A 15,518-nucleotide genomic window follows, 5' to 3' on the forward strand; every position below is an offset into this window, starting at 1 on the left:
CATTTGTCTTATTAGCAAATAAAGCTAGTACTAAAAAATGAAAAAAGGTGTCAGACGATAAATCTGACACCTTTTTTCTGCTCTAAAGCTAGATTATTTAAAGCTACGTATTACCTTATGTTATCGCCTCATCGAATTCTAATTCAGCTCTAAATCCCCCTCAAGTTTCTCATAGTTTCCGGCTAGCGTCCCGCCACCTGAGCAAAAATAGTTTAATGCATATTTATCTTGGCTATCAATGGTCAGCGTATCCTCTTTAAATTGGAAGAACGCCATGCTGTCATTGCTGTTGTTTATCTTGGTCTGAAAAATAATACCATGTGCATCGTCTTGACCTAGCAACGTCGCCTTAGCGTCAAACTGACACGTTGGTTTTTTGACATCGCTGCGGGCACGCACCTTTATGGCAATATCTGCCGCTCCATCAGCTCTCACTATGACGCCCACCCAATCACTGCCTTGCTTGCGCGTCGCATAGCCGTTTGAAGCATAGTCACCAACGATTTTCTGTACCGCAGGTGTCTGCACAATAGCTGTAGCCTTACTCTTCACGGTGTTATCCATCTGGTTGAGATCGCTATAACTACAGCCAGTAACGCTAATAAGAACGGTGCTGGCACAAATTAAGACAGTAGAAAATACTGAGCGGCGTTGGTATTGAATCATAGGGCGGCACCTTGGTATTAAGTGAATGATAGGTATGGCTGATGACAGATGCTGACTATAAGTACGGAGCATAAGTACGGAGCATAAGTACTGACCGATCGAGGCGATTGGTTGGCTACGTATAGTATGCCACAGTCGGTAGCATAACGCTCTTAACCCCCTAGAGGTTAAAGCTGTTCTCATTTATTTCTTAGATTAACTGCTCGATTAGTCATGAAACAAATACAACTGCTTGCTTATGCCAAGTTCAGCACTCGATAAGCTGATTTGTCACTAAGCGTTCATAAAACAAGCTGCTAGCATGTCTCTCATTATCCACAGAAGCCAGTTAATAAATTGGCCAATAAGCTACGTTAAAAATTCAGTTCAGAGAGCCAAGCTCATCGAGCAATGGCAGTTGAGACCGTCATAAGTATTTTAATAAAAACGGTCGCATCGAAACTAAAAAATACGCAATTTAAAAATACAGAGAGCATTTATGCAAACCAATAGTACTATCAATAAAGTCTCAGCGCGCATCAGCACTAGCGCTGGCGTTTCACTGTCTCAAAGTGCGCAACCTCGCACCCTTATCATAGGCGGCGCGTTGACAGCGTTAATGCTAATGGCAGGCTGTAGCCCTACGCAAGCCACACAAGACGACACAGATAAGTCCGCAAGTGCGCAAAAAGACATCAGCCTGCTTAACGTCTCTTACGATGTGTCACGCGATTTTTATAAAGACTACAATGCTTTATTCAGTGCGGATTATCAGGCAACGCATCCAGACAGTAAAATAAATATCAATCAGTCGCATGGCGGCTCAAGCAAGCAAGCCTTGTCGGTTGCCAGTGGTTTGCAAGCTGATGTGGTGACCTTAAACCAACAAAGCGATATGAATTTGCTGGTCGAAAAAGGCTTAGTCGCAGCCGACTGGCAGCAAGCACTACCTAATAATGCCGTGCCTTATACCAGCACTATGGTGCTACTGGTACGGAACGGCAATCCAAAAAACATTCAAGACTGGTCTGATTTGGCACGTAATGGTATCGATGTGGTCATCCCGAATCCAAAGACCAGTGGTACGGCGCGTTATGCCTTTTTGGGCGCTTATGGTTATGGGCTACATCAGTTTAACGAAAGCCCGCAGAACCCAACCAAAACCAATGATTTTATCCAAAAGCTACTGGCGAACGTTGTCACTTATGACAATGGTGCACGGGCAGCGACGACCAGCTTTACCCAGCGCGGCCTTGGCGATGTGCTCGTCACTACCGAAAACGAAGCACATCTGGCCGCGAAGCAGTTTGCGAAAGGAAAAGTCGACATCGTCTATCCGAGCTACTCGATTGTGATTAAAAACCCTGTTGCCGTGGTGACCGCGGTCACCGAAAAAAGCGGTAAAACTGAGGCAGCTAATACCTATCTTAAGGGTTTATGGGACACGCCAGCACAAGAGCTGATGGCACAAATGTATATGCGTCCTAGTAATGAGCAGGTGCTGACCGCGCACAAAGACACATTGCCTGATATTGACACCTTTGAGCCAGTCGAAGTTTTCGGTTCTTGGGCTCAGATTATGGAGACATTCTTTGTCGATGGTGGGCGTTTTGATCAGTTGGCACGGGTAGAGTAATGGCTAACTGTAATACCGCATTTGATTAGATCGTTACAGCTAGCCAGCACTCGACAGCAGGCAGACGTCATAAAAAGTGGTATGCCTCAAGAGATAACCACTTATAAGTTATTGATAAATTTATTTATATGACTTGGTTATTCCATTTTGGCAATAACATACACATATTCATCATTAAACATAATAAGATGGCGCTGTTAGCATACTTGCACAACATAACAAACAGACATCTCTGAGGTATTTATGACTGACGCAGCTCGTTATCAACAAAAAAACAAAGCGCTAAGTGCTCTAAGCATTGCTGGCGTGGCACTGACACTTGGACTCGCGGGCTGTAGCAACAGCGAGCAGACCGATACGACGGCCAATGCTGATGGCACGCCAGCTGCAGAAGGTCAAAATATCGAGCTGTTAAACGTCTCTTATGATGTGGCACGCGACTTTTATAAAGACTACAACCCGCTGTTCGTTGAACATTATGAAGCGGAGAACCCAAACAGTAATATCCTAATCAAGCAGTCACATGGTGGCTCAAGTAAGCAAGCCCTGTCGGTTGCTAATGGTCTGCAAGCGGATGTCGCGACCATGAATCAAGGCTCAGATATCGAGCTGCTTGAGAAAAAAGGCTTGGTTGAGTCAGATTGGGAAAGCAAATTCCCAGATAACGCTGTGCCCTTTACCAGTACTATCGTATTTTTGGTGCGTAAAGACAACCCAAAAGGTATCAATGATTGGGAAGACTTGACCAAAGATGGCCTTGAGATTGTAATGGCCAATCCGAAAGTTACCGGTAATGGTCGCTATGCATTTTTAGGGGCTTATGGTTATGGCTTACACGCCTTTAATAACGAAGAAGCACCAGCGAAAAAATACGTAAAAGACATGCTAAAAAACGTCAAAGTCTATGAGAATGGCGGGCGTGCAGCGACGACGACCTTCGTTCAGCGCGGTATTGGTGATGTCTTAGTTACCTTTGAAAACGAAGCCAACCTTGCGGCCACTGATTTTGGTGCGGGTCAAGTTGACATCGTTTATCCTAAATACTCTATCAAATCAGAAAGCCCTGTTGCGATCGTCAAAGCTGTGACTGATAAAAAAGGCACCACTGACGCGGCAAAAGCTTATCTTGATTACTTATGGAGCGAGCCTGCTCAGCAATTGGCCGCTGACCTTTACTTACGTCCTAGCGTAAAAAGCGTCCTTGATAAAAACGGTGACAAATTACCACCGGTTGAAACCTTTCGCCCGAACGATGCCTTTGGTACGTGGGATGAGATCATGAGTACTTACTTTGGCGATGGTGGTGTATTCGATCAGTTAGCGATTAATGCCCCGCAGTAACCAATACGCTTGCTTTTAAACGTACTGTCGTTACCCGCTTAGCAGTTCTAAAGTAACGTCCAATCATATAAAGGACATGGCACCCGCGCTATGTCCTTTATACCGTAAGCGGACTAATAATACATTTGATAAAACGTGGTCTTTACGATAAGTACCATCAGATAGGCAATAGGACATCACTATGAGTGCAACACCATCTTCGAGCAGCAAACCTTTGCCAAAAAAAGGCTGGCTGAACCGTTTGCGTCAGCGCAATGTGCTGCCAGGGTTTGGTCTGAGCATGGGCATTACCGTCTTTAGCTTGTCGTTATTAGTGGTACTACCGTTTGCTATGATGGCCTATACTACAACCCAAATGGGCTGGACGGGCTTTTGGGAAACCATTACCCAGCCGCAAGTAACTGCTGCTATTAAATTAAGCTTGTGGATGTCGTTTTTAGCCATGCTCACCAATATGGTGTTTGGGACGCTGGTCGCCTGGGTACTGGTGCGTTATGAATTTTGGGGTAAGTCCTTAATCAATGCCTTGGTTGATTTGCCTTTTGCACTACCAACCGCTGTCACTGGGATTTCTCTGGCCACTCTTTATGCGCCGAATGGCCTGATTGGTAAATGGTTTGATAAGTTCGACATTCAGGTGGCTTTTACGCCTATCGGTATTTGGCTCGCTTTAGTGGTGGTCAGCTTTCCATTTATTGTTCGTGCCGTGCAGCCCGTATTGGCTGAGCTATCGGTTGAGTTTGAGGAGGCGGCCGCGGTACTGGGCGCAAATCGTTTAACCACGTTTCGTAAGGTGATTTTGCCAGAGCTGTTACCAGCATTATTAATGGGCGCGGGCATGATGTTTGCCCGTGCGACTGGCGAGTATGGTTCGGTGATTTTTATCGCGGGTAATATTCCGATGCAGTCTGAAATTTTACCACTCATTATTATTAGTAAGCTTGAGCAGTTCGATATCCAAGGTGCTTCTGCCGTGGCGTTATTTATGCTGATGATTTCATTTGTGATTTTATTGACCATCAACATTGTACAGTGGAAACTGTCGCGCCGTGTAGGAGCTCGCTAAGATGCAGATATCCAATAGCTACGACTATCAAAGCAACCCAGCAACCAAAGATACCCCATGGATACGGCGCACCTTTATTGGCATCGCTGTCTTATTCATGGTTATCATGCTAGTAGTACCATTATTTGCGGTGTTCTATGAAGCCTTTAAAGGTGGCTGGCAGTTGTATATTGCCTCGCTGGTCGATCCAGAAGCGCTGCAAGCGATTAAGCTCACATTAATTACCGCCGCTATCGTGTTGCCAATTAACATGGTGATGGGTATCGCAATTGCATGGCTCGTGACGCGTTATCAATTCAAAGGTAAGCAGCTGGTCACGACCTTGCTTGATTTGCCGTTTTCGGTGTCACCAGTGGTCGCCGGTTTGATGTTTGTCTTGTTATTCGGTCTTAACTCTACTGTTGGTGGCTGGCTTGAGAGCATGGGCTTTCAGGTTATTTATGCCGTTCCGGGTATTGTGTTAGCCACGTTATTTGTGACCTTTCCCTTTGTGGCACGTGAGCTGATACCGCTGATGCAGACTCAAGGTGATAGTGAGGAGCAGGCCGCGCTTACTTTGGGTGCCACCGGTTGGCAGACTTTTTGGCATGTGACCTTGCCCAATATCAAATGGGCATTGCTCTATGGTTTGATTTTGACCAACGCTCGGGCAATGGGTGAATTCGGTGCCGTGAGCGTGGTCTCAGGTCATATACGCGGTGAGACCAATACCATGCCGCTCTTGGTTGAGATTGCTTACAATGATTATAACTTTACCGCCGCTTTTGCTTTATCAAGCTTACTTGCCGCACTGGCGTTAGTGACGCTATTGATACAACAAGTCATGACCAAGGTACAAGAGCGCAAGTTTGCCAAATCTGAACGGCTAGCGAGCGCGCCTGAGCTACCAGTGAGTGCCAATGCCACCGTAGCAAAGCGCGCAGATGACAGCGTATAAGCGGCTAAAGTAGTGATTGATAAAACAGCGACTAGTAAAACAATAATCGAAATCATCTGCTACGATAAGACAAAAGATATAATAAGAGACACTATTATGAGCATCGAGATTAGGAACGTTAATAAAAAGTTTGGCAATTTTACTGCCTTAGACAATATCAATATCACCGTACCTACAGGTAAATTGACAACGTTATTAGGGCCTTCTGGCTGCGGTAAAACAACCTTGTTACGCATCATCGCTGGGCTTGAGTATTCGGACTCGGGGCAGATATTGTTTGATGAGTTGGACGTTACCCATACGCCTGTGCAAAAACGCCATATCGGCTTTATGTTTCAGCACTATGCGCTATTTCGCCACAAAAACATCGCCGATAATATCGCCTTTGGCTTAACGTTATTGCCCAAGAATGAGCGACCAAGCAAAGCGGATATCAATAAGCGAGTGGCAGAGCTTCTAGAATTAGTACAGCTGCCACAAATCGCTAATGCTTATCCGCATCAATTATCTGGCGGTCAGCGTCAGCGTATTGCGCTGGCACGTGCCTTAGCAGTAAAACCAAAGCTGTTGCTATTGGATGAGCCATTTGGTGCGCTTGATGCCAAGGTACGTAAGGAGTTGCGTACTTGGCTAAAAGACATTCATCATGAGCTGGGTATCACCAGTATCATGGTCACCCATGATCAAGAAGAAGCCCGCGCTGTGTCTGATGAGATTGTGGTGATGAATCATGGCCATGTTGAGCAAGTAGGTACTTCAGAAGAGTTGATACATCATCCAGCTAACGCCTTTGTCAGTGATTTCTTAGACTTAGTATAGAAGGGTTATAATCCACCTGTTTTAAGTCTTATTTTCACAGGGCTATTTTCAAAAGACTATAGCTGTTTTTAGAATAAGCATGGTGTGCAATTACTATCGTTTGCATATAAAAAAGACCTACTGATGTAGGTCTTTTTTTATGGCTTAAATTATGTATGGGCTTCAACGTAGAGGGCAGGGCAATGACTAAGTAATAGTCCAGTTAATAGTAAACTCAGCAACTATTAACTGAATGAGTAGCCTCTAAGCAAGTTTTGACATATTTAGGTTCAAGTCTTTGAGTGAGGTTTGCTCATAGGTGATATCCAAGATATCTTGACACCAGTCAGGCAGATCATCGGCTACTTCATACCACATCCAGGTACCATCGCGAGCACAGCTTAAGATGCCCAGTTTTTTTAAATGGTTCAAATGGCGCGAGATGGTTGGCTGTGGTTGATCCAATATTTCTACCAATTCGCCCACACAGCGTGCTTCTTTTTTGAATAAGATTTGGAAGATTTTTAAGCGCGTCGGATCAGATAAAACCTTAAACAATTCGATAGGTTGTATCGTAAAATTATTATCAGACATAGGATAATTCCAATAGAGCTTCGTTAATAGGGGTTCAATATAACAGCAGTTGCTTATTAAATCGATTAAAAAATGAGCAAAATTACACTTCGTCGTCATTTTAGTACCGTTAAGTATAATCGGTTACACGTTTATCTATATCCAGTTACATGAATTCATACCCAAACTCTCTAGTGGTGCATTAATGATAAACAGATAGGCTAATGCTATTGCAAATGGTAATAATTATCGTTATTATAACGACTAACAAGATAAAGTATTGAATGTTAAGTAACTTATCCGTTCAAAAAGCTTTTCTTTAATCCTTTAAGTGCATCAGCAAGACATATAGTAACCATCGTAGGAGCCAGCACATGTACGTATGTATCTGTAACGACGTAAAAGAAAAGCAAATCAAAGCCGCCATTGCTGCCGGTATCGATACCCTTGACGGTCTAAAAGATACCCTTGATGTTGCGACGTGCTGTGGTTGCTGTGAGCCGATGGTCAATGATTACCTTGATGAACACCATGCCAAGCTGGATGTCTTAGCTTACGCCGTCTAACGGCTATTAGATAAGTGCCTTTTAGGCTTGTGCATCACAAGTACCTGCCTTTCATTGCAAATACCCAGGCTTATGTTATCAGGCTTACCTTTTCTAACTCAGCTAAAAAAGTTAGCGAACAGTTATAAAGGGTAGGGCCATTGCCATTCGTATATATCGCGCTGAACTCTCTCTGTATTACTCACATACCTCTTTAGCCGCTGCAAAAAAAAGCTGGCTAATTATGATTCTCAATTAGCATCTTATTCTTAGTTCATAACGTTACAAGCCATATAGCGCCTATATGCTACTATATATGTCTTGCTTTGGAAGAATTTTTGTTGTTTTTAACTTTACTGAGCAGTTTACTGATAATACTGTTAATATATGCATTATTATGAATGTAATCTGCCAGACGAATATAGGAGTGCATGTGATGATAGGTAGCCCAAAAGTCATTGATTATTTAAACTTTCTGTTAGGTGGTGAGCTTGCGGCTCGTGACCAGTACTTTATTCACTCTGAGATGTATGCTGAATGGCATTACGGTAAATTATACGACCGTATCAACCACGAAATGCAAGATGAGACCTTGCATGCACAGGCTATCATTCGTCGTATTCTAATGTTAAGCGGTACGCCAAAAATGCAGGTTGACGGTATCAATATCGGCAGCACCGTTCCTGAAATGCTACAGCTTGACCTTGATTTAGAGTATCAAGTACAGCAGCATTTAAAAGACGGTATTGCGCTGTGCGAAGAAGAGCATGATTACGTCACGCGCGAGATGTTGGTCGAGCAGCTCAAAGACACGGAAGAAGATCATGCGCATTGGCTTGAGCAGCAGCTGCGTCTTATCGATATGATTGGTCTGCCAAATTACCTACAAAGTCAAATGGCTGAGGTATCCCCTCATCTGGCTTGATGGCTATTGATAGCTATAGACGACATTTAACTTATTAGGTAATGATAAAGGGAGAGAAATTATGAAAGGGGATAAAGACGTTACTCGTGCACTCAATAAAGTGCTTGGCCAGTCATTAATCGCTATTAACCAGTATTTTTTGCATGCGCGTATCGCACGTCATTGGGGGCTTGAAGCGCTGAATGAGAGCTTCTACAAACAGTCTATAGCGGAAATGAAGTGGTCTGATGATCTGATTGCACGGATTTTGTTGCTAGGCGGCCTACCGAATTTGCAAGATTATGGCAAAATGTTTATCGCTGAAGATGTGCCTGAAATGATTGACTGTAATCTACGCTTAGAAAAGCAGAAGTTCGACATCCTGACCGATACCATTGCCCTGTGCGAGACTCACCGTGATTATGTATCTCGTCAGCTAGTGGTAAAACTGAAAGATGGCAATGAAGAGTATCAAGACTGGCTAGAGACTCAAGAAGACTTGATAAAAGACGTTGGTGTAGAGAATTATATCCAATCGCAAATGGATGATGACAAAGCACCTTAGTCACTCATCAACAGTCACTCATCAATCAAAAAGCCAGTAGAGGTTTGATATCGTTCAAACCTCTACTGGCTTTTTTTTGTTTAGCACTTATGAGTGTGTCTTATGACATCAAGTGTCTTCAGTTTTTGAATTTAGGGCACGACCTAATACAGACCGCGACCATCTTCAGGTTTGAGACGTAAAAAATACAATCCTGAGAGAATGGTTAAAATACCCAGTATCCAATACGTCGTCTGAAAGGCAGCCAAGGTATCAAGCTCAAACCGCTCACGTAGTAGGTTGAGTAGCGCAGCGCCAAAGGCAATACCAAAGCTAATCGCTAGCTGCTGATTAACGGCCATCAAACTGTTACCGCTACTGGTTTGCACACCTTCTAAATCACCGATGGTAATGGTGTTCATCGCGCTAAACTGCATAGAGTTGCAAGCACCCATCACGGTCAAAATAGGGATGAACCAAAGCCACTGTGAGGCATTATTAAACTGCGCCAACATAATGATGAGTGTGCCCATAAAAAATGTATTGTAGACCAGTACTGTGCGGTAGCTATAACGCTGGATAATTCGACTGACCCAAGGCTTGATGCCAATCGCCCCAACCGCGATAGGCGCCAGTAGCCAACCTGCACGCGACGGTGAGTATTCAAACACCACTTGTAGTAATAGTGGTAATAGGAACGGTACGGCACTGATACCCAAGCGCGTAAATAAGTTACCCGTAATCCCAATCTTAAAGGTGCGAATATCAAATAGGCTCAATGGAAAGAGCGGCGCATGACGGCGTTTGGCATGCCAGACATAGGCGCCTATCAACGCCGTCGAGAAGAACGCTAACACCAAGCCATAAGTCCCGCGACCTGTTTGTGAGCCGAATTCAACAGCGAGGGTATAGCCGCAAGCTGCTGCCGCAAACAATAAAAAACCCGTCCAATCTAAATGCTTGGTATCTTCAAATAAAGCAGGTACCAGTTTTTTGCCCATGATAAAACCAAAAACACCCATGGGTACATTGATCAAAAATATCCACTGCCAGCTGGCATATTGCACGATATAACCACCGAGTACGGGTCCTACTAACGGCGCTACCAATGCGGGAATCACTGCAAAATTCATGACGGTCAATAGCTTATTGCGGGGATACGACTTGACCAGTATCAAACGGGCAACCGGCGTCATCATCGCGCCACCGATACCCTGAATAATGCGCGAACCAATCAAAAAATCTAGGGTAGGCGATGCAGCACACAGTATAGAGCCCACGCAGAATATAACGATAGCGTATAAAAACACCCGCCGCGTACCATATTTATCGGCCAAAAATCCACTGATAGGAATAAAGATAGCCAAGGTTAAAGCGTAGCTAATAACGGCCCACTGCATCTTAAGTGGCGACTCACCCAGCGCTTGTGCCATTTGCGGTAGTGAGGTATTCAAGATAGTGGCGTCTAAAATCTGCATAAACAGCGCCACCGCTAGCACATAGGGCAGGTATTTATTCTGGGTAGGAGTTAGCGTTACCATACTGACATCACTTTATCTTAAGGTTATGGGTATTCAAGAATTACGTTTATGAGCCGCTCATCTCTAAAAACCATTAAATTGCGCGTAGTATAGAAACAACGCTAGCGCAGTTAAAGATGAGCAAAGTAACCAAAGGATTTTTTATCCTAAAAATCACTACATTAATTACACGACAGGACTTTAATAAGTCGGCATAGAGCCGTTATAGTAGAACACGTATATAGTCGGTTTTACATCAATTTTACCTGCCAGCTTTATATCACTAGTATCTTTCATTGACTATGTTTCGTAGAACCGTATTTTTACATACAATTTTTTGCACACAATAATAAATAGGATGTTTTATGAGTAATGATAATAATCAAGCAACTGCCAACCATAATACAGATAAAAGCACTTATACACCGCCTAAAATCTGGACCCAAGACAAGGAGAATGGTGGCAAATTCTCTAGTATCAACCGTCCAACAGCTGGCGCGCGCCATGATAAAGCCCTACCAGTAGGCGATGCACCGTTACAGCTGTACTCACTGAATACCCCAAACGGTGTCAAGGTAAACATCCTATTAGAAGAGCTGGCTGAGCTGAATGTTAAAGGCGCTGAATATGACGCCTATAAAATTGACATCTCGGAAGGCGATCAATTTGGCTCAGGCTTCGTGGCGATAAATCCAAACTCAAAGATACCTGCATTGGTTGACCATGCTGCCAAAAACAATGATGGCGAGCCTATTGCGCTTTTTGAGTCCGGTGCCATTTTATTATACTTAGCAGAAAAGTTCGGTCAGTTTGTTCCCGTATCTTCTGGTAAGGCCAGAGCAGACTGCCTGTCTTGGTTGATGTGGCAGATGGGTAGTGCACCTTTCTTAGGTGGCGGCTTTGGTCATTTCTATGCTTATGCGCCAGAACCAATGGAATACCCCATCAATCGCTATGCCATGGAAACCAAGCGCCAACTTGACGTACTCGATAAACATCTAAAAGACAACGTCTACATGTGTGGCAATGACGAAGCAGACTATAATATTGCCGACATGATCATCTGGGCATGGTATGGACAACTGGTACTTGGCAAGCTGTATGAAGCCGCTGAGTTCTTACAAGTTGATAATTATAAAAACGTGCAGCGTTGGGCACAGACCATTGCTAAACGTCCTGCAGTAAAACGAGCAGTCGATCTAGCGCTAAAACCAATCAATTAAGTGATTGTCCCTCATGGTTCGTTGTTAGAAAAATAAGAATGATATTAGAAAAATAAAAACAATGACGCTGTAATACAAGGCTGATAGGCAAGTTGCTTATCAGCCTTGTTATTTTTTAACATATTGATAGTGCTATCTTTATATATCGATAGTTGAATTAATACTATACTTCTATGTTTACACAATGGTACATTAGTACAACAGATAGAAACATTGATACGTTAAGATAACAGGCCACCGTCTTGAAGGGCAGGTGTTTATAATTCTTCTATTAATGAGTAACGACTATGAAGAATAATAACGTTCTAAGCGCGCCATTAGTGTCGACTGACCATGATGCCTACCGCTATACCCATACTCATAAAAATTGTAACGTAAAAAATATGACTCACTCTAAAACTAAAGTTAAAAAAACAATAAAGATAACCACATTGATGTCTAAAAATAAAACTTTGTTACCCATACTTGCCGCACTTACTATCACGTCGTTGAGCGCTATGAGCCATGCGGCGGCCGTTGAATTTACCAGTCAAGACTGGCAGGTTGCTTGTGATAATACCCGTACTTGCCGGCTGGCAGGATACCAAGCAGAAAACAATAGTGAATTACCCGTCTCTGTCTTGTTGATACGCCGTGCAGGGGCCAATGCCAGCGTAGATGGTCAGGTCAAGTTTGGCGGGGCTAAAGAAAGTTCTGCCAAAGCTCTGATGCAACTGGGCAATCGCCATCGCATCTCCTTGTTTATCGACGGCAAGGATCTGGGTGAAACCAAACCTTTCTCCGCTGCAGCGGGCAATGCTGAGCTGACCTCAGCGCAGGTGAGCGCCCTATTGGAGGCTTTGACTAAATCGAGCAAGATTGAGCTGGTACTACGCAACTCACGCTGGCAGTTGTCTGATAAAGGCGCCAGTTCGGTTATGCTCAAGGCCGATGAAGCCCAAGGTCGCGTAGGCACATCGAGTGCTTTTGTCCGTAGTAATGATGCTAAGAAGCCAAACAGTACGGTCTTACCGCCTAAGGCTGCACCGTCACTGCGTTTTGTCGCACCAAACCCTAATGCTGCGCCCAGCAGCAATAAAAAGTTTGTCATGAGATCCTCGCAGTTGTCAGCGATGATGAAAAGCACCATGCGAGACGCGGATAGCGACTGCCCAAGCCTGTCTGACAAAAACTCATGGCGCGTCAGCCGTCTAAACAGTACGCAGTTGTTGGCGCAACACGAGTGCTGGACAGGGGCTTATAACGCTGGCATGGGCATCTGGGTACTCAATGACACGAAGCCTTATAAGCCGACCTTGGTCACCACTAGTGCGACTGACTACGACAAAGGTAAAATTACTTCCGTACAGAAAGGTCGCGCAATTGGCGACTGCTTATCTAAAACTGACTGGGTATGGACCGGTAAAGCTTTTGAAAAAAGCCATGAAAGCACCACTGGGCTATGTCGCATGGTGGAAGCGGGCGGGGCATGGCAAATGCCAACTTACGTAACAGAAGTCAAAATGTCACGCTAGCAGCTTATGTATATTAATGCTTTATTAAACACTGCATTATTAAGAAGATAGCGCTTATTTTGATAGTAAATATAAAAATAGATACAGATAATGTTTTTACTGTGCTATACTGCGTCGCCACGTTAGCATTGACTAGCGTGAATTATGAGATTGATAACATCGCCTGCGATTTTGGGTCTAGGATGACCATAAGTAATTGTTGCCGATGATTTTGTGTACTTAAATAACATTTTATAAATATCAGTTATTTTTGACTCATATCTTATCTACTAACCCATGTATGGGATAGATTGGTTGTTACTTGCCTTTATCTGCTTTGGACAAAGCATCGATAATGCGTTTTTAGCAAACAAGGATGAGACACTCGGCACTACCACCAAAATACGTCAGACAGCACGAACGCATTTATTAAAGAAGTGAAGCTTTATTGGCTTGGCTTCTGATTATCAGCTATTTTATATGGTTTGATAGTGATTTAATAAAAGCTGCGTGGTGAACGGTTATCAGTGGTATGCATCAAGCTTGCTGAATTTACAGCAACTTATACTTACCAAGGATTCTCATGACTGACATCTTATCTGCAATCGCCGCTGAAAATGGCATTATCGAAGACACCACTCAAAACACGACTACTAATGAAGCAGCTTCTACTGACGCTGACGCTTCTGACGAAAATCAAGTCACTTTTACTGATCTGGGTATTGCCAAGCCGATTTTGACCGCACTTGATCGCAGTGGTTATACCAACCCAACCCCTATTCAAGCACAAGCCATTCCTTTTGCCCTAGCAGGTCGTGACTTATTATTGTCAGCGCAAACTGGTAGTGGTAAAACAGCCGCTTTCGTTATCCCTGTACTTGACCGTTTAAGCCGTGCGACTAGCTTTGACAAATTAACCAAAGCCCTTATCCTAACGCCAACGCGTGAACTTGCTCAGCAAGTACATGATAGCGTACGTACTTATTCTAAAGATATGCGTGGTCTATTCTGCGTACCATTAGTAGGTGGCGCTCCTTACAATGGTCAGATTACTGCTTTGAAAAAAGGCGTTCAAGTTATCGTTGCAACCCCTGGTCGTTTACTCGACCATATCAATGCCGGTCGCGTTGACTTATCAAGCCTAGAAGTCTTGGTACTTGACGAAGCTGACCGTATGCTTGACATGGGTTTTGCTGATGATATCAGCGACATTCTACGCGCAGCACCGACTGATCGTCAGACGATTATGTGTTCAGCGACTTGGGATGGCCCAGTAGGTAAAATCGCTGCCAGCTTCACTAAAAACCCTGAGCGTGTATCAATCAAAGTTGAATCAGCGCATATCGAAGAAAAAGTATACTACTGTGATGATTTTGATCATAAAAACCGTTTGCTTGACAAAATTGTTTGCGATAAAGAGATGGAACAAGTCATCATCTTTGCTGCGACCAAACGTAGTACTGAAAAATTAGCCAAATCTTTACAAGAGCAAGGCCATAAAGCCAGCTTCTTACATGGTGATTTGCCACAGAGCAAGCGTAATCGTATCGTTCAAGACTTGCGTAACGGCAAAGTCAAAATTCTAGTAGCAACGGATGTTGCCGCTCGTGGTCTTGACGTGCCAGCACTATCGCACGTCATTAACTACGACTTACCACGTCAAACAGAAGACTACGTGCATCGTATCGGTCGTTGTGGCCGTGCCGGTCGTACGGGTATTGCCATCAGCCTATGTAGCATGGATGATCGTCCACAGCTAAACGCGATCAACCGTTATTTAGATCGCAAAATGGAAGTATCGATCATCGAAGGTATGGAGCCTAAGAAGACTTATGTACCTAGCGAAAACAAAGGTAATGGTCGTGGCCGTGGTCGCGGACGCTCAAGTGGCGGCGGTAACGGTCAAGGCCGTGGTCGCGCAGGCGGTGGCTATCAAGGAAATCCTGCTAATGCTCGTGGTCGTTCAAGCGACAGCGCACCAACTGGTCAACGCGCTAGCAATGACAGCGGTTATCAAGGTAAGCCACGTGATTCATCTGGCAAGCCAAATGAGCGTTCAGGTGGCAAGCCGTATCAAGGCAAGCGCACTGGTGCTCCTAGCCGTGGTGATAGCACTGGCGTTCCACGCGGTGAGCGTGCTGCAACGGGTCGTGGTCGTCCAAGTGGCAGCCAAGGTCGCCCAGCTGGTCGTGCTGATAGCCGTGGTCAAGGTCGTTCAAGCGGTGGCAACCGTAGCAACAACTCGTAATACCGTTATATTTAATGATTAATAAAGGTTATTAATAAAATAGCC

Annotated in this window: 14 protein-coding genes; 11 read left to right on the forward strand and 3 right to left on the reverse strand. The window is 44.2% G+C overall.

The genetic code is table 11. The features are described from left to right. Nucleotides 1-138 precede the first annotated feature (138 nt). Nucleotides 139-666 (reverse strand): hypothetical protein, encoded by a 528-nt coding sequence (locus tag ACSUPM_RS06845; protein WP_436880299.1) that lies wholly within the window; start codon nucleotides 664-666, stop codon nucleotides 139-141. Nucleotides 667-1,144: 478 nt separating this feature from the next. Between ACSUPM_RS06845 and ACSUPM_RS06850 the strand changes: the two genes are divergently transcribed. The 5 genes from ACSUPM_RS06850 (at nucleotide 1,145) to ACSUPM_RS06870 (ending at nucleotide 6,444) form a co-directional block, all read left to right on the forward strand. Next, on the forward strand, nucleotides 1,145-2,281 hold the full coding sequence (locus ACSUPM_RS06850) for a sulfate ABC transporter substrate-binding protein (protein ID WP_025652040.1): 1,137 nt from the start codon (nucleotides 1,145-1,147) through the stop codon (nucleotides 2,279-2,281). Between the two features lie 243 nt (nucleotides 2,282-2,524). Next, nucleotides 2,525-3,622 (forward strand): sulfate ABC transporter substrate-binding protein, encoded by a 1,098-nt coding sequence (locus ACSUPM_RS06855; protein ID WP_025652039.1) that lies wholly within the window; start codon nucleotides 2,525-2,527, stop codon nucleotides 3,620-3,622. Between the two features lie 181 nt (nucleotides 3,623-3,803). Next, nucleotides 3,804-4,688 carry a sulfate ABC transporter permease subunit CysT gene (gene cysT, locus ACSUPM_RS06860; RefSeq protein ID WP_025652038.1) on the forward strand — a complete coding sequence of 295 codons (885 nt, stop codon included), beginning with the start codon at nucleotides 3,804-3,806 and terminating at the stop codon, nucleotides 4,686-4,688. 1 nt (nucleotide 4,689) lies between these two features. Further along, on the forward strand, nucleotides 4,690-5,625 hold the full coding sequence (gene cysW, locus ACSUPM_RS06865) for a sulfate ABC transporter permease subunit CysW (RefSeq protein ID WP_025652037.1): 936 nt from the start codon (nucleotides 4,690-4,692) through the stop codon (nucleotides 5,623-5,625). Nucleotides 5,626-5,721: 96 nt separating this feature from the next. After that, a complete protein-coding gene (locus ACSUPM_RS06870; RefSeq protein WP_025652036.1) occupies nucleotides 5,722-6,444 on the forward strand; it encodes a sulfate/molybdate ABC transporter ATP-binding protein in 723 nt (240 codons plus the stop codon). A gap of 243 nt (nucleotides 6,445-6,687) precedes the next feature. Here ACSUPM_RS06870 and ACSUPM_RS06875 read toward each other — a convergent pair whose 3' ends face one another. Then, on the reverse strand, nucleotides 6,688-7,017 hold the full coding sequence (locus ACSUPM_RS06875; RefSeq protein ID WP_025652035.1) for an ArsR/SmtB family transcription factor: 330 nt from the start codon (nucleotides 7,015-7,017) through the stop codon (nucleotides 6,688-6,690). Between the two features lie 353 nt (nucleotides 7,018-7,370). Between ACSUPM_RS06875 and ACSUPM_RS06880 the strand changes: the two genes are divergently transcribed. The 3 genes from ACSUPM_RS06880 to bfr (ACSUPM_RS06890) all read left to right on the forward strand — a co-directional run bounded on the left by ACSUPM_RS06880 (nucleotide 7,371) and on the right by bfr (ACSUPM_RS06890) (nucleotide 9,010). Further along, nucleotides 7,371-7,562 carry a (2Fe-2S)-binding protein gene (locus ACSUPM_RS06880; RefSeq protein WP_025652034.1) on the forward strand — a complete coding sequence of 64 codons (192 nt, stop codon included), beginning with the start codon at nucleotides 7,371-7,373 and terminating at the stop codon, nucleotides 7,560-7,562. Nucleotides 7,563-7,977: 415 nt separating this feature from the next. Then, nucleotides 7,978-8,466 (forward strand): bacterioferritin, encoded by a 489-nt coding sequence (gene bfr, locus ACSUPM_RS06885; protein WP_025652033.1) that lies wholly within the window; start codon nucleotides 7,978-7,980, stop codon nucleotides 8,464-8,466. Between the two features lie 61 nt (nucleotides 8,467-8,527). Continuing rightward, complete coding sequence (gene bfr, locus ACSUPM_RS06890; protein ID WP_025652032.1) at nucleotides 8,528-9,010, forward strand: bacterioferritin; 483 nt, start codon at nucleotides 8,528-8,530, stop codon at nucleotides 9,008-9,010. Between the two features lie 143 nt (nucleotides 9,011-9,153). Here bfr (ACSUPM_RS06890) and ACSUPM_RS06895 read toward each other — a convergent pair whose 3' ends face one another. After that, nucleotides 9,154-10,530, reverse strand: a complete 1,377-nt coding sequence (locus tag ACSUPM_RS06895; RefSeq protein WP_201577187.1) for a DHA2 family efflux MFS transporter permease subunit — start codon at nucleotides 10,528-10,530, stop codon at nucleotides 9,154-9,156. 344 nt (nucleotides 10,531-10,874) lie between these two features. Between ACSUPM_RS06895 and yghU the strand changes: the two genes are divergently transcribed. From yghU to ACSUPM_RS06910, 3 genes are all read left to right on the forward strand, one after another. Further along, complete coding sequence (gene yghU / locus ACSUPM_RS06900) at nucleotides 10,875-11,732, forward strand: glutathione-dependent disulfide-bond oxidoreductase (protein ID WP_025652030.1); 858 nt, start codon at nucleotides 10,875-10,877, stop codon at nucleotides 11,730-11,732. 434 nt (nucleotides 11,733-12,166) lie between these two features. Continuing rightward, nucleotides 12,167-13,246, forward strand: a complete 1,080-nt coding sequence (locus ACSUPM_RS06905; protein ID WP_436880300.1) for a DUF1176 domain-containing protein — start codon at nucleotides 12,167-12,169, stop codon at nucleotides 13,244-13,246. A gap of 562 nt (nucleotides 13,247-13,808) precedes the next feature. Continuing rightward, nucleotides 13,809-15,473: a DEAD/DEAH box helicase gene (locus tag ACSUPM_RS06910; RefSeq protein WP_201566881.1), complete on the forward strand. Its 1,665-nt coding sequence runs from the start codon at nucleotides 13,809-13,811 to the stop codon at nucleotides 15,471-15,473. The last annotated feature ends 45 nt before the right edge of the window (nucleotides 15,474-15,518 follow it).

Origin of the sequence: Psychrobacter okhotskensis (assembly GCF_965638355.1) — a bacterium.
GTDB lineage: Bacteria > Pseudomonadota > Gammaproteobacteria > Pseudomonadales > Moraxellaceae > Psychrobacter > Psychrobacter okhotskensis.